This window comes from Streptomyces sp. NBC_00258, from assembly GCF_036182465.1.
GTDB lineage: Bacteria > Actinomycetota > Actinomycetes > Streptomycetales > Streptomycetaceae > Streptomyces.
The window spans coordinates 11,836,887-11,856,464 of sequence record NZ_CP108081.1; the positions used below are offsets into that span (position 1 = coordinate 11,836,887).

Annotated in this window: 13 protein-coding genes and 5 pseudogenes; 12 read left to right on the forward strand and 6 right to left on the reverse strand. The window is 68.3% G+C overall.

Going from position 1 to position 19,578, the window contains the following annotated elements; all coding sequences use genetic code 11:
* The first annotated feature begins 95 nt into the window (after window positions 1-95).
* Window positions 96-1,292 (forward strand): DUF3800 domain-containing protein, encoded by a 1,197-nt coding sequence (locus tag OG718_RS52550; RefSeq protein WP_328842908.1) that lies wholly within the window; start codon window positions 96-98, stop codon window positions 1,290-1,292.
* A gap of 133 nt (window positions 1,293-1,425) precedes the next feature.
* Entirely contained in the window at window positions 1,426-1,911 is a 486-nt protein-coding gene (locus tag OG718_RS52555; RefSeq protein WP_328842907.1) for a hypothetical protein, read from the forward strand.
* A gap of 456 nt (window positions 1,912-2,367) precedes the next feature.
* Here OG718_RS52555 and OG718_RS52560 read toward each other — a convergent pair whose 3' ends face one another.
* The 4 genes and pseudogenes from OG718_RS52560 to OG718_RS52575 form a co-directional block, all read right to left on the reverse strand.
* Window positions 2,368-3,408, reverse strand: a complete 1,041-nt coding sequence (locus OG718_RS52560) for an NAD(P)-dependent alcohol dehydrogenase (RefSeq protein WP_328842906.1) — start codon at window positions 3,406-3,408, stop codon at window positions 2,368-2,370.
* A gap of 26 nt (window positions 3,409-3,434) precedes the next feature.
* Window positions 3,435-4,220 (reverse strand): SDR family NAD(P)-dependent oxidoreductase, encoded by a 786-nt coding sequence (locus tag OG718_RS52565; RefSeq protein ID WP_328842905.1) that lies wholly within the window; start codon window positions 4,218-4,220, stop codon window positions 3,435-3,437.
* Window positions 4,221-4,229: 9 nt separating this feature from the next.
* Window positions 4,230-4,898, reverse strand: a complete 669-nt coding sequence (locus tag OG718_RS52570) for a TetR/AcrR family transcriptional regulator (protein WP_328842904.1) — start codon at window positions 4,896-4,898, stop codon at window positions 4,230-4,232.
* Window positions 4,899-5,144: 246 nt separating this feature from the next.
* A pseudogene (locus tag OG718_RS52575) lies at window positions 5,145-5,887 on the reverse strand (transposase family protein).
* A 658-nt stretch (window positions 5,888-6,545) separates the two neighbouring features.
* Here OG718_RS52575 and OG718_RS52580 point away from each other — a divergent pair.
* From OG718_RS52580 to OG718_RS52605, 6 genes and pseudogenes are all read left to right on the forward strand, one after another.
* Window positions 6,546-9,881: a S8 family peptidase gene (locus OG718_RS52580; RefSeq protein ID WP_328847661.1), complete on the forward strand. Its 3,336-nt coding sequence runs from the start codon at window positions 6,546-6,548 to the stop codon at window positions 9,879-9,881.
* Between the two features lie 107 nt (window positions 9,882-9,988).
* A pseudogene (locus tag OG718_RS52585) lies at window positions 9,989-10,237 on the forward strand (zinc-binding dehydrogenase); the annotation flags it as partial.
* Window positions 10,238-10,324: 87 nt separating this feature from the next.
* Window positions 10,325-10,528 (forward strand): annotated as a pseudogene (locus OG718_RS52590) (MBL fold metallo-hydrolase); the annotation flags it as partial.
* Window positions 10,529-10,788: 260 nt separating this feature from the next.
* Window positions 10,789-11,379, forward strand: coding sequence for an RNA polymerase sigma factor (locus OG718_RS52595; RefSeq protein ID WP_328842903.1), 591 nt, complete (start codon window positions 10,789-10,791; stop codon window positions 11,377-11,379).
* Window positions 11,376-12,278 carry a CU044_5270 family protein gene (locus tag OG718_RS52600; RefSeq protein ID WP_328842902.1) on the forward strand — a complete coding sequence of 301 codons (903 nt, stop codon included), beginning with the start codon at window positions 11,376-11,378 and terminating at the stop codon, window positions 12,276-12,278. The genes OG718_RS52595 and OG718_RS52600 overlap by 4 nt, the downstream gene beginning before the upstream one ends.
* 41 nt (window positions 12,279-12,319) lie before the next feature.
* Window positions 12,320-12,508 (forward strand): annotated as a pseudogene (locus tag OG718_RS52605) (transposase); the annotation flags it as partial.
* 8 nt (window positions 12,509-12,516) lie between these two features.
* Here OG718_RS52605 and OG718_RS52610 read toward each other — a convergent pair.
* Both OG718_RS52610 and OG718_RS52615 read right to left on the reverse strand, forming a co-directional pair.
* Window positions 12,517-13,290: pseudogene (locus OG718_RS52610) on the reverse strand (transposase); the annotation flags it as partial.
* A 158-nt stretch (window positions 13,291-13,448) separates the two neighbouring features.
* Window positions 13,449-14,393: a LysR family transcriptional regulator gene (locus OG718_RS52615; protein WP_328842901.1), complete on the reverse strand. Its 945-nt coding sequence runs from the start codon at window positions 14,391-14,393 to the stop codon at window positions 13,449-13,451.
* Between the two features lie 105 nt (window positions 14,394-14,498).
* Here OG718_RS52615 and OG718_RS52620 point away from each other — a divergent pair, with 105 nt between their 5' ends.
* The 4 genes from OG718_RS52620 (at window position 14,499) to OG718_RS52635 (ending at window position 19,285) form a co-directional block, all read left to right on the forward strand.
* Window positions 14,499-15,392, forward strand: a complete 894-nt coding sequence (locus tag OG718_RS52620) for an NAD(P)H-binding protein (RefSeq protein ID WP_328842900.1) — start codon at window positions 14,499-14,501, stop codon at window positions 15,390-15,392.
* A gap of 74 nt (window positions 15,393-15,466) precedes the next feature.
* Window positions 15,467-15,832: a darcynin family protein gene (locus OG718_RS52625; RefSeq protein WP_328842899.1), complete on the forward strand. Its 366-nt coding sequence runs from the start codon at window positions 15,467-15,469 to the stop codon at window positions 15,830-15,832.
* 461 nt (window positions 15,833-16,293) lie between these two features.
* Window positions 16,294-18,633: a DEAD/DEAH box helicase gene (locus OG718_RS52630; RefSeq protein ID WP_328842898.1), complete on the forward strand. Its 2,340-nt coding sequence runs from the start codon at window positions 16,294-16,296 to the stop codon at window positions 18,631-18,633.
* Window positions 18,596-19,285 (forward strand): hypothetical protein, encoded by a 690-nt coding sequence (locus OG718_RS52635; protein WP_328842897.1) that lies wholly within the window; start codon window positions 18,596-18,598, stop codon window positions 19,283-19,285. Before OG718_RS52630 ends, OG718_RS52635 begins: the two co-directional genes overlap by 38 nt.
* Window positions 19,286-19,578: the final 293 nt, after the last annotated feature.

Below are 19,578 nucleotides of genomic sequence, written 5' to 3' on the forward strand. Positions count from 1 at the left end.
CCCCCGCGGTACCTGGAGCGCAGGCGAGGGCATTGAGGCCGGGCAAGCTTGAGGCGCGGCTTGTCCCTGGCGATGGGCGCGCGGAGTATGTCGGCATGATCGAACGTGACCATGCGCCGAATGCTGGAACGGGACTGCTCGGAGCGCGCTTCAGCCGCCGCAACCGCCAGGCGCCCACCGACGACCGTACCGGCACCGGCCGGTGGATCGCCATCGACGAGTCCGGCTACCACGGCGACCAACTCCACGGCCGCGACCGCTACATGATTCTGGGCTCGGTGGTCATCGACGACACCGAAGCCGCCGTCATCGTGGACACACTGCGACGCGAGGCAGGCATCCAGAAGCCCGCGAGGGAGGTGAAGTTCCAAAGGATGTTCACCGGCGGGGGAGCCGGTCACCGCCGCCGGCTCCTGAGCGAACTGCTGGCCCCCGGCGGGCCCCTGCACGGCCGTGCCTCGGTGTACGCGATCGACAAGCACTACTTCGTCGCGGCCAAGCTCGTGTCCCTCCTGGTGGAGGAGCGGTTCCACGCCCTGGGCCACGACATCGTCAGCAACGGCGTGGGCCGGCAACTGGCCCTGGACCTGGCCACCGAAGGCCCCCGGGCCCTGGGCCGCGACGGCTTCGACCGGCTCATCGCCACCGCCGTGGGCTTCTTCTCCAAGAAGAACCGCACAGGCGACCAGGTCACCGTCGACGACCTCTACGCCGTCATCCAGGAGTCCTGCGCCTACGCCCGCCGCCGCAAGGCGCCCCAGGCGAAGAAGGCAGCAGAGGTCCTGGACATGCTGCGCAAGACCCGCCCGGAAGCGGAGGAGTTCGCCCGTGAGCGTCCGGCCGAGGCCACGCCGACCGGAGAGCATGGCCTTCTGGATGACACGATGGACCCCCTCATCACCGCCGTGCCCACGGCCATTCTTCACGCGTCGATACGTTACGGCGGCAAGCTCCAGGTCCTCGCGGACGATCAGCGGCTGCTGACCGACGACAAACTCGAGGTCCTGGAACGCGGAGTTACAGCCGTGGGCCTGGTCCACGGCCTCATCAAGGCAAACCACCTCCAGGATCTGGTGCGTGGCCGCTCGGTGGACCACCCCTCCCTCCAACTCGCTGACCTAGTGGCGGGCGCAGGACGGGCGGTCGCGCGATGGCATGACGGCGAGGACGAGCCCGCCGGAAACGATCTTCACGTCGTGGTAGCACCACTGGTGGATCCCGACGGACTGCTCATGAACGAAAGGCCCGAAGATTTCGCGCGGATCGACACCGCCCGCACGAAACGTCGCTGACGGCCGGGTCAGATGAGTCGCCCGCGGTGGCGGGAGCGGTGTCCCGGACGAGCTCTGCGAAGCGTTCGCGGCTGCGGTTCTGTTCCTGTTCGGCTCGTGCGTCGTCCCATTCCTCCAGGTCGTCGCAGCCATCGTGGTTGAGGTTCTCGTACTCACTGTGGAGGAGCCAGCAGCCGTGGATTCCGGTGAGGGGGTCCTCGAGGAGGCCACATGCGGGCCGCTGAGGGGCGAGAGGGGTCAGCCGCAGAGCGACGCCGGGTTCTTCCTCGCCGCTGTGCCTGGTGAGTGTCTCGTGGAGGTCCTCGAGCTGTTCCCGCAGAGCGGTGGGGTCGGGCAGTACACCGTCGGTGACCTGCATGGCATGCCGGACAAGTCTGGTCACAGCGTCGTACGGCGAAACGCCGTCGTAGATGAGGCCGAGGACGAGGGTAGGCGACGCGTGGGGCAGCTCCTCGATGTTGTCGGCTTCCAGAACCACGCGGTTGGGTCGAGCCCGGATGCCTCGCCGGTGACCTCGGCTGCCGCGGCGATCCAGTGGGCTGCCGCGGCCGAGGCCGCCGTCGGATCGATGCCCCGGAACAGATCGTCGGGGCCGAAGGGATCCTGCTGCAGGAGTTGATCGGCGGCGGCGACCTGCACGGGAGAGGCGTCCTCACGGCTGAGGAGGACAGCCTGCTGGGATCGGCCGCTAAGGTCACCGAGCTCGGCACTCTCCACGGCCGCGAGCTCAACGGCGACTTCAGCGGCAATGCCCTTCACAAGCTGCCACCCGCCCCCGCCGCACGGCGCAGGCGGGCGGGTAGGTGGCGCAACACTGCCGCACCAGCAGCAGACAGAAGCGAGAGACCGTCCTCAAGTCAAAGTCCTCACGCTTTGGTGATGTGACGGACCTTCCGAGCCGAAATACCCGGAATGCTGAGAGCCATTGAGGCTCTAAGCAACGGTCCAACGCCTGACGTTCCGGGCGGTGGTCCCCACGGTCGTGGTGCATCGACGGGTGATCGGCACGGACGGGCCGGCCACGGCGCAGGCGGGGCCGGTGGAGCGTCGCTGACTGTGAACCGCTGTACGCGGCTCAGTGGTTGGGAACGATGACCGCTCGGCCGTCGACCTTCCCGGCGTGCAGGCGCTCGTAGGCGAGTGGGGCCTCGTCGAGGAAGTAGGTCTCGGTGTGTACGGACACGGCGCCCGAGCGGGCCAGGTTCAGTACCTCGATGAGTTCGCTCCGGCTGCCCCAGTAGGGCGCGGCGACCGACACCTCGAAGGGAAGGGACCCGAAGCCGACGGGCAGGGCGCCGCCGCCGATGCCGACGATGGTGACGTCGCCCTCCACGGCGGCCAGGGCACCCGCGGTTCGCAGGGTGGGCTCGGCGCCGACGAAGTCGAAGACGGCCTCGGCGCCGAGACCGCCGGTCAGGGTGCGTACGGCGGTGGCCGCTCCTGCGTCGGAGAGCACCGTCTCGTGGGCGCCGACCTCCTTCGCCAGCCGCAGCTTGTCCTCGCTGACGTCGAGGGCGATCACGCGGGCTGGCGTGAGCGCGCGCAGCAGTTGGATGGCGACGTGGCCGAGGCCGCCGGTGCCGATGACCACGGCCGTCGAGCCGGGGACCAGCTTCGGCAGCGATCGCTTGATCGCGTGGTACGGGGTGAGGCCCGCGTCGGTCAGCGGGACCGCGGCGACCGGGTCCAGACCGTCCAGCGGTACGAGATGGCGCGGGTCGTCGACGAGCAGGTACTCGGCGATGGCGCCCGGCGTGCCGAGCCCCGGTGGCCGGATGCCCAGGGCGTCCGCGCGCAGGCAGTAATTCTCCTTGCCCTGCGCGCACTTGGCGCAGGTGCCGCAGCCCCAGGGCCCGTACACCGCGACCGCGTCGCCCTCACGTACACCGCTGACGCCTGCGCCCAGCGCGGCGACCGTGCCGACACCCTCGTGGCCGAGGGTGAGCGGAAGCTCGTAGGGGAAGTTCTCGGCCGGCCAGCTCATCACCGCGATGTCGGAGTGGCAGACGCCGGCGGCGGTGACCTTCAGCAGGACCTGGCCTGGGCCGGGCTCGGGGTCGGGGACCGTGACCACCTCGGGGGCGGCGCCGATCGTGTGGTACTGCAGTGCCTTCATGACGCGAACTCCTTTCTATGCCCGGCTCAGAGGGCGGTGTAGGCGCCGTCGACCAGGTGGTAGCTGCCGGCCACGAAGGAGGCGCGGTCGGAGAGCAGGAAGGCGATCAGCTCGGCGACCTCCTCGGGGCGGCCGAGGCGGGCGATCGGGTGTAGGGCGACCAGGCCGTCGTACGCCTCCTGGTCCATGTCCTTCAGTAGCGGGGTCTCGATGAAGCCGGGGCCGACGGCGTTGACGCGGATGTTCTTCGCGGCGTACTCGGCGGCGGCGGTCTTGGTCAGGCCGACCACGCCGTGCTTGGCGGCGACGTAAGCGGAGGAGCCGGCGAAGCCGACCGAGCCGAGGATGGAGGCCACGTTGACGATCGCGCCGCCCTGCCCGGCCGCTTCGATGGCGGGGAGCTCGTGGCGCAGGGAGTAGAAGACTCCGTCCAGGTTGGTGCGGATGACCCGGCTGTAGGCGTCGAGGTCGTACTCGCCGGTCGGGGCACTCGGGCCACCGATGCCGGCGTTGTTCACGGCGAGGTGCAGTGCGCCGAAGGTGTCCACGGCAAAGGCGACGGCGGCGGCAACGGACTCGGGATCGGTCACGTCGAGCTTCACGGCGGAGGCCTTGATGCCCTCGGCCTTGAGGTCCTCGGCGGCCTGCGCCGCGCCCTCGGCGTTGTAGTCGGCGATGACGACGTTTGCGCCGTCGGCTCCGAGACGGCGGGCGGTAGCCAGGCCGATGCCGGAGGCGGCGCCGGTGACCAGGGCGGTACGACCGGCGAACTCACTGTTGTAGGTGAACTCACTGCTGGGGGTGGTGCGCATGTGCTGTTCTCACTCTTCGGAAGTTGGTTCGGTGGCCGCGGAGGCGGCTTCCGAGATCAGGGCGTCGTAGGCCCGCTCCACCAGGGCGGCCAGGTCTGCGGCGCCCGAGTCGTGGCTTTCACTGCCGCGCGCCCAAGCGCGCAGCGCTGCGGTGAGGACTCCGGCGGCGGCGTCCACGACAACGGCTGGGCGCATGTCCCGTACGTCGTCCGTGTCGAGCCGTTCGGCGATGATGCGGATCGACTCCTCCTGGGCGTCGACCCGGATGCGTTCGTAGGCGGCGAACAAGGCGGGCTCGGCGTCCACCAGGGTCAGCAGCCGCCGCATCCGGGGCCGCAGATGATGCGCCGGGTTCTCCTGGTCAGCGAGCCACGCGCGCACCGCCCGCCGGTATGCGAGCAGCGGCGGTTCCCCGGCGGGCCGGACGCGCAGCAGGTCGTTGATGCGGTCGCCGTCACCCCGGACGAAGTCCAGGGCCGCGTCCTCCTTGCCGGTGAAGTGCCGGCTGAAGGTGCGGCGGGTGACGTCGGCCTCCTCCACGATCGCCTCCACGGTCGTGGCCGCCAGCCCGTGTTCCAGGATCAGCTCCACCGCGGCGCAGGCCAGCGCGTTCCGCGTCTGCTGCGCCTTGCGCCGCCGCCGGTCCTGCGTCGGGTGGGCTGGCTCCGTTGCCTTCATGGTTGCGAGCATACGCCTTGATGTCTCATTGGGACACATGTCCCACCGGGACTCTTGTTGAGAGGGTGCTCTCTTCCGTTATTTAGTCCCGGATTGCCGTTTTAAGGGCAATGTTGTGACTCTGTTGGTGATGTTGCCCGGGGCGCTGACGGCGGGGCCGTCGGATGGTTCGCTGGAGGAGTGCGGGGTGGCCTCGGATCTTGGGGTGTGGGGGCTGTTTCGTTACGGCCAAGGAGTGAGGTGTTTTCATCCTGACGCGGCTGCGAGGTGCAGAGTGAGCACGGCCTTGACGATCGCGGTGATGCGGTTGGTGCTGCAGCGCAACTTCCGCAGCAGACGCCAGCTCTTGAGCGTGGCCATGGCCTGCTCACCGACGCAGCGGATCTTGGCGTGGGTGGTGTTGTGGCGTCGTTGCCACCGCTTGAGGCGTCGCCCCTTGAACGGGACTCGAACGTTCCCAGCCGCGCCCTGATACGCCTTATCGGCCCAGCACTTGAGGCCGGCCTCGGCAAGGGCGTCAATGATTCCGTGCTCGCGTGCCGCCGTCAGGTCATGTGTCGCGCCGGGCAGTGCGGGCGACGCCCACAGCAGCCGTCCGAACGGATCGGTCAGCACCTGAACGTTCATACCGTGATGCCGCTTCTTATCGGAGTAGTAAAGGGCCGGTCGGCGGCGATCCGGTTGATCGGCAGCACGGTGCCGTCCAGGATCACGTACGCTTTCGAACAGGCCATTGCCATTGCCTCGTTGAGCGTGGGCGCAAGCGCGGCCAGAACGTCGATCGCCTCGCGGACGTAGCGGTACACGGTGGCAATCCCGATGCCGACCCCGGCTGCGAGCTGCGCATACGTGTCGCCACACCGCAGATGGGCCAGGGCGAGCAGGGCCTGGCGTCGGGGAGTCAGCCTCCGCCACCGACTGCCTATCTCCCGACTCAGGTGACGCAGGTGCACGGTGGACAGATCGATGGCCGACGGGTAGACAAGCACACGGAGCTCCTGGAACGACGGTTGATCTTGGTCGACAACTCGTCCACCAGGAGCTTCGACGTTCCGCAGGCCCGTCCAACTCCGAGTCACCCTGGGCAGGTTGGAAGGTGCTCAGTGCGCCGAGGGCGACCATGGCGGTGTCGGCGAAGACCGCGGTGAAGTCCAGGCCAACTCGCAGAGCGTCGCGCGTGCGTAGATATCCAGACCTCCGGGTGTATGTCCCGACGGTCACCAACTCCTACTGGGGCGAGTGAATCGCCGCCCGCCTGAGTCGCTCGGGTGATAGCGGAGCGGGGCAAGAGGGCTTGGTCATCTTCACTTGTGGGTGACTGGCGGGGCAGGCACCGGAGCACGGGGAGCCGAGCCGCTCCGTGGCCCCCGCCTGCGAAGGAGCTGTGGATCAACGACGTTGGATAACGACTTAGTTACAGGATGGGCTGCAAGTACCGAACGGCCGAACCCGTTGGCACGCAGCCGAGAAGTGGAGGGTGTTGGAACAGACCGCCTTTCATGAAGGGCTGACTGTTATGCAGGTCTGAATCAGAGCCCGCGCTGTGCTGATTGAGACCGCACCAACCGGGCCTGCACCGTTCCACCGGCCGGATGGACGGGGATCCATCCCGGACCTGCATCTCCAGGAGGAGACTTGCGCAGACAAGTGAAAAGAGCGTGCGTGGCCACGATCGCCGCGGCGGCAGCCGTGGCCCTGGCAGCGGGCATGACCAGCCCGGCGTCGGCGGAGGCCAGGCCCACGGCCGCCGACTCGGCCGTGCCGACCACGCCCAAGCACCGCATCACCCTGATCACCGGCGACCGTGTGGTCGTCGACGCCAAGGGCCGCGTCGTCGGCCTGGAGCGGGCCAAGGGCCGCGAGGGCATACCCGTCCAGGTCCGCACCGCGGGCGGGCACACATTCGCCGTGCCGGCCGACGCGGCCCGGCTGATCGCCTCCGGCAAGCTCGACCAGCGGCTCTTCGACGTCACCGAGCTCAACAAGTCGGCCAACCGCAAGGCCCAGAAGCAGGGCCTCAAGCTGATCGTCGACTACCGCGGCGCGGCCGCGACGGCGAGGTCGGACGTCCGTGACGCCGGTGACACGAAGGTCCGCCGGACCCTCAAGTCCCTGGACGCGGACGCAGTGCTGACGCCCGAGGACGACGCGCCCGATCTGTGGTCCGCGGTCACCGACTCCCGGAGCGGTGACGCGCAGACCGCGCCCGGCATCGCCCACGTGTGGCTCGACGGCGTCCGCACGGCCACCCTCGACAAGTCCGTCAATCAAATCGGCGCCGACAAGGCCTGGGCCGCCGGGTACGACGGCAAGGGTGTCAAGATCGCCGTGCTGGACACGGGCATCGACACGACCCACCCGGACCTCAAGGACCAGGTCGTCGCCGAGAAGAACTTCTCCACCGCCCGCGACGTGACCGACAAGCACGGGCACGGTACGCACGTCGCGTCCACCGCGGCCGGTACGGGTGCTGCGTCTGGCGGTAAGTACAAGGGTGTCGCGCCGGGCGCCAAGCTGCTCAATGGCAAGGTGCTCAACGACTCGGGCTCCGGCGACGACTCGGGCATCATCGCGGGTATGGACTGGGCGGCCGAACAGGGCGCCGACGTCATCAACCTCAGCCTGAGCAGCGGCGACACCCCCGAGGTGGACCCGGTGGAGGCCACGGTCAACAAGTTGTCCGAAGAGAAGGGCATCCTCTTCGCGATAGCTGCCGGTAACTTCGGCAAGCGGGGCGGGCAGTCGGTCGGCTCCCCGGGCAGCGCGGCGGCCGCGCTCACCGTGGGTGCCGTCGACGACAATGACAAGCTGGCCGACTTCTCCAGCACCGGACCGGGCCTCGACGGCGCCATCAAGCCCGACGTGACCGCACCCGGCGTGGCCATCACCGCCGCCTCGGCCAAGGACAGCGTCATAGCGAAGGAGGTCGGCGAGAAGCCTGCGGGCTACGTCACCATCTCGGGTACGTCGATGGCGACCCCGCATGTCGCGGGCGCCGCGGCGATCCTGAAGCAGCAGCACCCGGACTGGAAGTACACCGAGCTCAAGGGTGCGCTGACCGGCTCCGCCAAGGGCGGCAAGTACACGCCGTTCCAGCAGGGTTCGGGCCGCATCCAGGTCGACAAGGCCATCAAGCAGACCGTGATCGCCAACCCGTCGTCCGTGAGCTTCGGCATCCAGCAGTGGCCGCACACCGACGACACCCCGGTCACCGAGAAGGTCACCTACCGGAACCTCGGCACGGCCGACGTCACGCTGAGCCTCTCCGTGACGGTCACCAACCCGAAGGGCCAGGCCGCTCCGGCCGGCTTCTTCACGCTCGGCGCCAAGACGCTGACCGTCCCGGCGGGCGCCACCGCCTCCGTCGACCTCACGGTCAACACCAAGCTGGGCGGCACGCTCGACGGCGCGTACTCCGCGTACGTGACTGCGACCGCCGCCGGCGGCGGTGAGAGTGTGCGCACGGCCGCGGCGGTGCAGAACGAGATCGAGTCCTACGACGTCACGCTCAAGATGATCGACCGCGACGGCAACCCTGCGAAGTACGTCAACACCAGGCTGGACGGTGTCTCCGGCCTGGCAACGGGGAAGCCGTTCTTCTTCCTTCTCTACGACGAGTCCGGCACTGTCAAGGTCCGGGTGCCCAAGGGCGGATACATCCTCGACTCGACGTTCTTCGCCGACCCGGGGGACATCACCAGGGGTGCCGACTGGGTGGCCCAGCCGAAGCTAAGCATCATGAAGAGCGTCACGATCACGGTGGACGCGCGGACCGCGAAGCCGGTGAACATCACCGTGCCCGACACGGCCGCCAAGTCGGGGTTCGCGGTGCCGGACTACGCGGTGGAAGCAGGCAACAACCGCTACGAGTACGGCTGGTTGCTGGACACGTACGCCAACTTCCGTACCGCGCACGCCGGTCCTGAGATCGCCGACGGTTCGCTGTTCCAGCAGTGGGCCAGCCACTGGACCAAGGACGGCGAGGAGTACCACTCCGTCGCGGGCGGCAAGGTGAAGAAGGTCGCCACCGGCTACACCAAGCACTACAAGGCGAGCGAACTGGCCACGCTGAAGGTCGGCCTGGGCGCCTCGACGAGCGGCAAGGAGGGCACGGTCTGGACCACCGGCTGGCTGCCCGGCAGCTTCCGTTCCTCCGGGTTCGCTGACCCTCAGACGCTGCCCAGTACCCGGAAGGTGCACGTGTCCACCGCGGACGGCGTGAAGTGGGAGCAGCGCTTCGAGCAGCATGGCGGGGTCGACCCGAATGGCTTGCCGATCACCGGGGCCTCCTACTCGCTCGGCGACCGCCAGACCTTCAAGGCAGGCAAGAGCTACGAGAAGATCTACAACACTGCGGTCTTCGGTCCGAGTCTTGGCTCCGGCTTCGGTATCCAGCGCAGAGGCAACGAGATCTACGGCAAGGTCCCGCTGTGCGCCGACGGCAAGAACCACGTCGGCTCCTCGCTCTTCTCGTCGGTCACCACGACGCTCTACCGCAACGGAACCAAGGTCGGCTCGAACGACGACCCGCTGTTCGGCAACAAGACCTTCAAGGTCCCGGCCAACGACGCCTCGTACAAGCTGACCACCTCGGTCACGCGTAGCGTCGAGGTCGCGGCGGCCTCCACCCGCATCGACGCCAGCTGGACGTTCCGCTCGAAGGAAGTCACCAGCGCCGTGCTGCCCGCGTCGATGGTCCGCTTCAACGCGGCCGTCGGACTGGACAGCAGGGCACCGGCCGACAAGAAGGTCTCCATCCCGGTGACCGTCCAGGGTTCTGCCGCCGGCAAGAACCTCAAGTCGCTGTCGGTGTACGTGTCGTACGACTACGGGCAGACCTGGAAGAAGGTCACCGTCAAGAACGGCAAGATCGGCGTGACGAACCCGGCCAAGGGCAAGGGCATCTCGTTCCACGCGAAGATCACCGACAAGAAGAACAACAAGTCTACGATCTCGATCTACAACGCGTACTACGGGAAGTGAGCCGTGAGGGTTAATCCTCTGGTTCGCTGAGCACTGACATCTACGAACGGCCCGTCGGTAGCGCTTCCGACGGGCCGTCCGTGTTTGTGCGGGGACGGCGCACACCGTGGACCGGCGGCTTCGGCGCCGACACCGTCATCGAGGCCGTCGGCCGCCCGAAGACGTACCGGCAGGCCTTCTACGCTCGCGACCTCGCCGGCACCTTGGTCCTCGTCGGCGTCCCCACCCCGGAGATGACACTGGAACTGCCCCTCCTGGACGTCTTCGGCCGTGGCGGAATCCTGAAGTCCTCCTGGTACGGCGGCCGCCTGCCCTCCCGCGACTTCCCCATGCTCCTCGACCTCTACCTCCAGGGCGCCGGGACCTGGACGCCTTCGCTGGTATGCACAAGGGCGACGACTGGCGCCCGAACGGACGCGTGATCACGTCAGACCCGTTCCAGCCTGGACGGTGGAACCCGGGGGCGTCGACAACAACGTCTGGGTCGTCGGCGACGACCACGAGGCGGTCGACATCGACGCTGCCCACGACGCCGAGGCGATCGCCTGTGCCGTCGGAGACCGCCGACTGACCGCCATCATGTGTACCCATGCCCACGACCACGTCGACACTGCCCCGATCTCGCCGAAGCCTCCGGAGCACCCGTCAGGGCCGTCTCACCACGGCTGCGGCTGCGGCTGCGGCTGCGGCGGGGACCATCTTGCGCCTGGCCGCGTTTGCCGGCCCGGCCCACAGCTGATCTTTCAGCATCAGGTAACGAACTGGCAAAGGGTGGTCCGGGTGGACCGATCGGCCGAACTCAGTGGTGCCCAAGTGAGTAAGGGGATGTGACAGGCGGGACCTCCTTCGTGAAGGGCATAGTTGATGCACGCGCTGGATCAGAGTCGCCGCTGTGCCGGGTGAGGCCGTGGCCGCAGGTCTAGGGGGGCACGCCGGGGAGACGGACGGTGCGGTCATCATCCGCTCCCTGGAAAACCCGGAGCACTTCGAGGTGGTCTACGACCGGCATGTCATGGCCATCCATCGCTACGCGTCGCGGCGGGTCGGCATCACGCTGGCCGACGACGTGGCGGCGGAAACCTTCCTGCGTGCGTTCCGGGCGCGCTTCCGGTACGACCCGGCTGCGGCCAGCGCGCTGCCGTGGCTGTACGGGATCGCCACCAATGTGCTGCACACCCATCGCCGCCGGGAGAAGGCCCAGTACCGGGCATGGGAGCGTACCGGTGCAGATCCGGTGGTCGCTGCCGACCACGCCGAGGGGGTGGTCCTCCAAGTCGCGGCGGGGGAGCGGGCTCGGCAGTTGAGCGGGGCGCTGGCCCGGTTGACACAGAAGGAGCGTGACGTGGTTCTGCTTGTGACGTGGGCGGAGTTGTCGTACGAACAGGCGGCGGAGTCCTTGGGGATACCGGTCGGCACGGTCCGCTCCCGCCTCAACCGCGCCCGCGGCCGACTGCGGGACATCCTGAACCGGTTCGACCTCTCCGAGGACCTGGGATGAACAACACAGACGATCTTGAGGAGCTCGGCTCCGTCCGTGACGGCGTGCCGCCTATGTCTGCCCGCGCCTACCAGGCCGGACGTCGACGGCTGCGCGAGGAGATGGCCGACCCGACAACTCGCCACAGCAGGCTGCTCAGCCGCCGCCTGCTGATATCAGGGGCACTGGCAGGAGCCCTGACTGCGGGATTCATCAGCTACCAGCTCACCGCGCCGGCCGGCAGCCAGACGGCGGCTGCGGCCGAGATCCTGACCCAGGCCGCCGACGCGGTCGCGCCGGCCAAGCCCCTGCACCCTCGTCCCGACCAATACGTGTACCGGGAGACCCTGCTCCTCACCAATGGTCTCAAGAACAGGAGCCAGTCCTGGAAGTCGGCCGACGGCAGACGGCCGAGCATGCAGAAGTCCCGTGGTGACATCATCAATGGCACCGCAACCCTTCCCGTCTACAGCAGTCGGCAGGGCCTGGCCAACGCCCCCTATCTTGTGCTTGCCGCACTCCCGACCGATCCCGGTAGGCTGCTCGCCTTGCTCGCAAAGGATCCGGGGGTCAGGGCGCAAGTGCGCGGCGGATCCAGCCAGGCCCTGGCTGTCTGGAGCCTGATGCGGGACATGGCCGGGGCCGCTCCGCCTGCTCAGCAGGCCGCCCTATTCCGTGCTGCGGCCAACACCCTCGGCATACAGCGGACCGACACCGCAGTGAAAGTCGCGGGGCAGACCGGCGTCGCGGTCGGACTGCACGACCCAGGGCTCGGGCGCGTCGAAATGGTGTTTGCCACCTCCGACCACCACTACCTGGGTGAGCGCATCGTCAAAGACGGCCAGCCCGACCAGGTGCAGTTCATATATTTCCTCCAGCGCACTGCCGTGGTTGACAGGGTCGGCCGGCTGCCCGCTTGAGTTTTCCGGACGGCCCACGGCCAAGGCCGGAGTCATGGAGAGACGTGTCGTTTCCCAAGGACGGCCGGATGTCGGTCGCCGTCGCGCACCAGTACTGCGGGGCCCTGGGCAAGCAGGCGAACTGTCAGGTGGCGGTCAGCGTGCACGCGGTCACCGATGCGGCCTCCGTCCCGCTTCAGTGGCGGCTGTTCCTGCCCAGGGAGTGGGACAGCGACGCCGAACGCCGGCGTCTCTGCCAGGCGCACGTCGTGACCTGGTCAGGGGTGTGCCAGGACTCAGGCTTGGAGAAGGTGAGGACGCCGCCGTGCTTGCGGGGCTGTCCACCGCGTGGGGTGGAGCGGCGTGGGCCGGCGTCCCGGAGCATGACGCGGTCCGAGCGGAGCCGGCCGACCAGCTCGACGGGCAGGTCGGCCAGGACATGGGCGAGGCGAGTGACGTCGTAGCCGGTGTCCATGACGACGAGGATGTCCGCGTCGCCCGGCCGCCACTGCCCGGCGTGCACCAGCCGGGTGACCACCTCGCACAGCTGGGTGGCGGTCACCGCGGTGGCGTCGTCGGTCGGCCCCAGCCGGATCGCGTCCAGCACGGCCGTCCAGGACGTGCGTCCCGTCTCCAGCGCGGCGACGAAGGAATAGGGCCAGCCGGGGATGAACTGATCAGCGCTGCGGCCCCGCCCATAGACGTGACAGAACAGCAAGTCCGGGCTGGTGGGGGCGTCGGGACGCAGCCAGTTGCTCACGTCGACCGCGAGCACGATCCGCCCGTCAGCGGCACGCGGCAGCGGCGTGGAGGCCAGCAGCCTGCGCAGGCGGCGCGGTTCCAGCCAGCCGTGGTTAACCGCGTCGTGCATCGCCCCGTGCCCACGCCGGTGCTCGGCCGTGAGCGTCAACTCGACCAGCGACGTCACCGGGCCGTCCGAGCACAGCACCGCGTCGGTCAGCTCGAAGAGCGCATCCGCCCGGGTGTAGAGGCAGTCGTAGAACTGGACACGAAAGTGGGACAGGACACCCAACGCGGCGTCAGCGGACTGTTCAGGGGCGAGACTCTTCACCAGCGGCCGTTCCTTCACGCGACGTTGCTCGACACCTCGAAGCGTGAAGAACGGCCGCCCTGCTGTCCCGGGAACGAACCAAGATCAGCGGGACAGGTGAACGGCAAGCTGAGATCACGTCAGGTGGTCCCGGGTGCGCGCAGTGTGCGGCGAACAGCGTTGCGGAGCCAGTGGTGGGCTCCGTCGGCTGTGTGGCGGGGGTGCCAGGCCATGCCGATGGTCAGGGGCGGCAGCGGCAGGGGTATGTCGAGGAGGCGCAGGCCGAGGGCGGTGGCGGTGTGGGTGAGTGGTGATTCGGGGTTGCCGGGGAGTGCGGCGGGGACGAGGCATACGACGTCGCTGCGGGCCGCGAGGGCCATCGCCGCCAGGTGGCTGGGAAGGACGGCAGTGACGCGCCGGTGGAGGTTCCGTTCGGCCAGGGCGCTGTCGAGAGGGCCTGTGAACCGGCCTCGTCGGCTGACCACGACATGTTCGGCGGCAGCGAGCCGCGCCGGGTTCAGGGCTTCTTCGGCGAGGGGGTGCCCGGGGCGGACGGCCGCCACCATCCGGAGCGTGGCCAGTTCTTCGACCTGGGTCTCCGGGTCCACGTGGTCGATGGATCCGATCTCCAGATCGATCCGGCCGTCGCGGAGGGCCGGACCGGCCTCCAACTCCTCGGCCCGGAGCCGGAACGAGACGCCCGGCGCCTCCTGCCGGGCCAGGTGCAGCAGTCCGGGGGTCAGCGCCGCACCGACCAGGTCGGCGGTCTGGAGGGTGAAGGTGCTGCTCAGGGTGGCGGGGTCGGCGCTTTCGCCGGGGCTGAGCAGCGATTCGAGGCGGCGCACGACTGCGGCGGTTTCGTCGCGCAGAGCCAGGGCGCGAGGGGTGGGGACCATGGTCTGTCCGGCCCGTACGAGGAGCGGGTCCTGGAGGGTGCGGCGCAGGCGTCCGAGCGTGCGGCTCATGGCGGCGGGGGAGGTGTGCAGGCGGGCGGCGGCGCGGGTGACGCTCTGCTCGGTCAGCAGGGCGTCCAGTGCGACGGCGAGGTTGGCGTCAAGGGCCGAATGTGGGCTGTTCACCAGCATAATTCCATTTCAGGCAATACCTCTTTGCTGAAGTTCCCATTGTGGCATCACCGTGGCGTTCCCCAGGATGGGCGTACCGATCCGACACGGACTCTTGAGGTTTTCATGATCGTCATCACGGCCCCCACCGGGAACATCGGCCGTCACCTGCTCACCCGGCTCCTGGAGTCGGCCCCCGCCGACGGGGAGGAACTGCGCGTGATCGTGCGTGATCCCGCACGGCTGCCGGACGCGGCACGCGGACGCGTCGAGGTGATCACCGGCTCGCACGGCGACGCCGAGGTGGTCGACAGGGCTTTCCAGGGCGCGGACGCCGTCTTCTGGCTCGTCCCCCCGGACGCCTCCCTCGCCCCGGAGGACGCCTACGCCGGCTTCACCCGCCCCGCTGCGAGGGCGCTCACCGCCCACAGGGTCGGCCACGTCGTCGGCGTCTCCGCCCTCGGCCGCGGCACCCCGCTCGCCGGCCGCGCCGGACTCGTCACCGCCTCTTTGGCCATGGACGACCTTCTGGCCGGCACGGGCGTCGCCTACCGGGCCCTGGCCAACCCGTCCTTCTTCGAGAACCTCCTGGAGGAGGCCGCCTCGATCCGCGACAAGGGCGTCTTCACCGACGTCGTCGACGCCGACCGCAAGGCGCCCCTCGTCGCCGTCGCCGACATCGCGGCCGTCGCTGCCGGCCTGTTGCTGGACCGCTCGTGGACGGGCACCGGCAGCGTCCCGGTCCTCGGACCGCAGGACCTGTCTCCCAATGACCTCGCCCGCATCATGACCGAGGAACTCGGCCGCCCCGTCCGCTACGAACGCCAGTCGCTCGACGAGCTGCGCACCACCCTCGTTGGCTACGGCCTCGACGAGGCGTTCGTCCAGGGCATCGCCGACATGAAGCGGGCCAAGGACGAGGGCCTCGATGCCGGCGTCACGCGCACCCCGGAGACCGCCGGTTCCACCGCCTTCGAGCACTGGTGCGCCCAGACCCTCAAGCCCGCCGTCCTCTCCTGAAAGCCTCGAGCCCCTTCGCCATCGCACAGGGCGCCCACGGCGTCAGACCACCCGCCACTTGGGAGACAACCATCATGCCTGTTGAGGAAACCGAACCGCCGGTCACCGCGTTCATACTCGTCAAGACCACGCCGGAGTGGCTCGCACTGACCGTCCCGGAGCGGATCGACGCCTTCACCACCCAGGTCGTTCCCACGATCGAGTCCAGGACCACCGGGGTCCGGTCACGCTTCTACGACACCGAGTTCTACTCCGCGCGCGTCACCGACGTCTGGGTTTGGGAAGCGGACGACCACCACGCCTACCAGCTCCTCATCGACGCACTGCGCGAAACCCCGTTCTGGGACCGCTACTTCGAGGTCGTCGACATCCTCGTCGGTACCGAGAACGGCTACGCCCGCAACTACCACGTCGACCCCGCTGCCACCATCAGCACCTGACCGCCGGCGGTTGCCACGCACCGGGCTCAGCCACCCTGTGTGCGTCGCAGGTCTCTCGGACATCGCATCGCCTGAGGACAAGATCGTGAGCCGGAATGGCGTGGCCCCTGAATGAGACGACCGGGAACGGCCCAGGTCCCTGCTGCGGAACGGGGCATTCCGAATGAGGACCTACACTGGCGGCACCTGCTGGAGACGGCCCGTGTAGAGCGCGGGCGCCCCCGTGCCGTCACGGCTGCCATCCCGCAGGCGAGTTGACCTGCCCCTGGCAGAACTTCCCTCTCCTTGTCCTGCTCCGCAGGGATTTCGATTCCTCCCCCGGCTGAAGCCGAGGGTATCCACGAAAGGATTCCGACGAGGAAGTTGGGGCGGGCGTTTCGAGGCTGCCTGGTCAGACCCGGACGCTATCGGCGCAGCCGGAGGCCTGGGGCCTTTGCCAGGCGCCGCCACACTGTGCGTTCGTGGACGCTTACGCTGCGGGCAGCCATCTGCACGTCGGCCCTGGTGATGTTGCCGTGCTGGCGCAGGTCTGCGAAGGCGGCCGGAAGATCCGGCTGCTTGCCGCGTTGGACCACGCCACTGGCCTCGTCGTGGCCCGGCTGGATGTGGGCGGGAAGAGCGACGAGATCACCTGCCTCGAGCCGATGGATGCTGTGGCCGACCTCGCCGGGACCGTCGTCAGCAGCTGGCCCGGTCTCCCGTGGATGGTCCTGCTGTGGGAGACGGTGAAGCCGTCAATGTCGCGGGCGACCATCGGTCGATCAGGTGAACCAAGTCGCCTGCTGTGGCTGCGCAGACATCGCCGCAGCCAAGATGATCCATGTTGCCGCGCCGCCCGTGAGCAGTGTCTGGCCAATGTCTTGCCGAGGTCCGCTGGCATGAGCGGCCGCGGTCTGCCGCACTACACGCAAGCCGCCCCGTGCGGCAGCCTTGGACCCCGGGGGAGTACCACCATGGCCTGGCCCACACTGCGGACCTGCCAGCAGGAGGCCTTCGACCAGTACATGGCGGACCGCAGGTGCAAACGGGAATGGCTGGCCATGCTCACGCCGGGCGCCGGCAAGACCATCTTCGCCCTGTATGTGGCCGCCACCCTCAAGCGACTGGGAGTCATCTACCGCGTCGCCGTCTACGTGCCCAGCGACTCCCTGCGCAAGCAATGGGCCGACGTCGCCTCCGAGTTCGGTCTCGAACTGCTTCCCGTCAAAGAGCCATCGGACTACAACGACCCCGAGGCCGATGGCTTTGTCGCGACCTACTCCCAGATGAACACCACAGGAGCCCAACTGGCCTGCCGTGCGGTCTCCTCCGTACCGACCCTGGCCATCCTGGACGAGGTCCACCACCTCGGCGACAACAAGGCGTGGGGAGCCGGTGTCCAGCGAGCCCTGGCCCAGGCCGAGAACATTCTCATGCTCACCGGCACACCGTGGCGTTCCGACGACTGTCCCATCCCCTGGTGCGCATACGATCCCGAGACCGGACGAGTGAAGGTCGACTTCGCCTACGAGTACGGCAACGCAGTCGCCGACATGGTGTGTCGGGCCGTGGAGATCCAGGCTTACGACGGACAGGCTCGCTTCCTCGACAACGCCACCGAGGTCACCAAGTCCCTCAAAGACACCGGCAAGGGCCGCGCGCTCGGCAAGATGTTCGACGCCGTGTTCGACCCTGAGCGGCAATGGACTCCGATGCTGCTGGAGAAGGCACACCATCTGCTCCTCGACCGGCGAAAGGACGTCCCCGACGCCGGAGGGCTGGTGGTCACCGACAGTGCGAAGACGGCGGAAGCCATCGCCGAGCACCTGGCCCGTATCACCGGACAGAAACCCACCGTGGTCATCAGCGAGGACGACAAAGCCGTCACCAAACTCGACGCCTTCCGCCATGACGGCTCGCAGATGTGGCTGGTCGCCATCCGCATGGTCTCCGAAGGCGTCGACGTCCCCCGCCTGATGGTCGGCTGCTACCTCAGCCGCTGGAAAACACCGCTCTTCTTCCGCCAATTCGTGGGGCGCTTCGTCCGGGTCCGCCCACAGTGCCAGCCGTCCCTCGACGCCCACATCATCATCCCGGCCGTATCGGTCCTGATGGAGCTCAGCACCGAAATCGAACAGGAACTGCGCGACCAGCTCAGCCGGTTCGACGACGACGAACTCGACGCCGACGACGCCCCTTACCATCCCAGCCCCCAGCAGCCCGCAGACATCCCGCACCAGCGCCAGGACGGCCTCGCCTGCCCTCAGGCCGAGCAGACCGAACTCTTTGACCTGGAGGGCAACCCTCTCGTGGACGCGCCCGAGCCGCAGGCCCCCGGAACGGTCATCCTGGAAGCCGGCTCTGCAGCGTTTCACCGCTCCGACCGCCGGGGCATCGGACAGCCCTCCGAGGTCTACCTGCCCGGACACCAGGTATGTCTGGACCTCAACATTCCCACCACCTACGCCCGCAGCATCGCGACCTTGCTCGTTGAACAGTCCCGGACCAGCACCTCGACGCCGCCCGCCGAGCTCTCGCCAGCGGTGATGCCTGCCTACAAGAAGAAGGACATGCTCCGGTCGGACATCGACCGGAACGTCAAAAAGCTGGCCCGCATGCGCTGCCGCCCCACCGGCAACGACGGCTCTGAAGAACGCGGAAAGCAGCAAAAACTGATCAATATCGATCTGGCGCAGCGCTTCGGCACGAGGGCACACGTACCGACCTCTACGCTCAAGCGGATCCGCGACCACCTGGCCATAGAGATCAAAAAGGAAGCAGCTCGTGACGCCCCGCGACGCACAGCCCCACGTGCCAGGTGAGCTCAAAGAACGGGGCCAGCTCGTCGCCTCCCTCGGATCCTCGCTGCGTTCGGGGGCCACGTCCCTGGGGACCGTTCCCAAACTGCTAGAGCAACTGCTGCTCACCGGTGGCTGGATGGACTTCGTCACCCGCCTCGGTGACCACATCACCTATGAGCGCAGTGAGTTCGCCGACTTCGTGGAGACCCTGCCCCTGCAAGGCCTGGGCGCCGATCTCGGGATCGTTGAACGACTCATCGGGCCACGTCCCGACCTCCTGGCCGTCTTCTACGAGCTGACGCCGCCACGTGACCGCGGCAGGCCGAAAAAGGCGGACGATGTCCACAATTATTCCGGCTGCCCTGCCCCCGGCCCCGGTGAGGAGGGCACCCTGCCTGCCCCGCGCAAGCAGCGTCCCAACGGGAACCAGGTCGAGGCCATCATGCGCAAGCTCGCCAAAGACCGCCCCGACCTTCTGCAAGAGGTCACCGCAGGGCGGATGAAGCCGTACACCGCAGCCGTCGAGGCCGGATGGCGCAGCCCGCGAACCACCATCCCGCTGACCGACCCGGAATCCATCGCCCGCACACTCTTCGACAAACTCGGAACCGAGCAGGCACAGCAGGTATGCAGAGAGCTGGCACGGCTCGTCCGGCCATCCGGCGACCGCTGACCCGCGTCTGGCACTCGGGCGGAGCGCCTCTGCGGGCGTGCTCCCACCAGGAGCCCTGAACGTGAGCCCAGGATGCAGTACGGCACAATGCGGCCATCCTTGTTCCTCGCAGGGATCCCGGCCTTCAGGCCGGGCGGGAATGCGATCCTCGGCCCGGAGGCGCGAAGCGCCGGAGTTCTCTGCGTCTGCGGGGTGACGCTCAGGCCGGCCGCTCTTGTGGTCCTTGACGGTGCTCAGTGGTGCGCCTCCGCAGGATCCCGCGAAATACGACGGGGACCAGAGCACCGTGCACA

Excerpts from the sequence above, each read along its gene's own strand:
- OG718_RS52550 (WP_328842908.1), top strand. The coding sequence starts at position 96 with ATGATCGAACGTGACCATGCGCCGAATGCTGGAACGGGACTGCTCGGA.
- OG718_RS52560 (WP_328842906.1), bottom strand. The coding sequence starts at position 3,408 with ATGAAGGCACTGCAGTACCACACGATCGGCGCCGCCCCCGAGGTGGTC.
- OG718_RS52565 (WP_328842905.1), bottom strand. The coding sequence starts at position 4,220 with ATGCGCACCACCCCCAGCAGTGAGTTCACCTACAACAGTGAGTTCGCC.
- OG718_RS52570 (WP_328842904.1), bottom strand. The coding sequence starts at position 4,898 with ATGAAGGCAACGGAGCCAGCCCACCCGACGCAGGACCGGCGGCGGCGC.
- OG718_RS52600 (WP_328842902.1), top strand. The coding sequence starts at position 11,376 with ATGAACAACACAGACGATCTTGAGGAGCTCGGCTCCGTCCGTGACGGC.
- OG718_RS52615 (WP_328842901.1), bottom strand. The coding sequence starts at position 14,393 with ATGCTGGTGAACAGCCCACATTCGGCCCTTGACGCCAACCTCGCCGTC.
- OG718_RS52620 (WP_328842900.1), top strand. The coding sequence starts at position 14,499 with ATGATCGTCATCACGGCCCCCACCGGGAACATCGGCCGTCACCTGCTC.
- OG718_RS52625 (WP_328842899.1), top strand. The coding sequence starts at position 15,467 with ATGCCTGTTGAGGAAACCGAACCGCCGGTCACCGCGTTCATACTCGTC.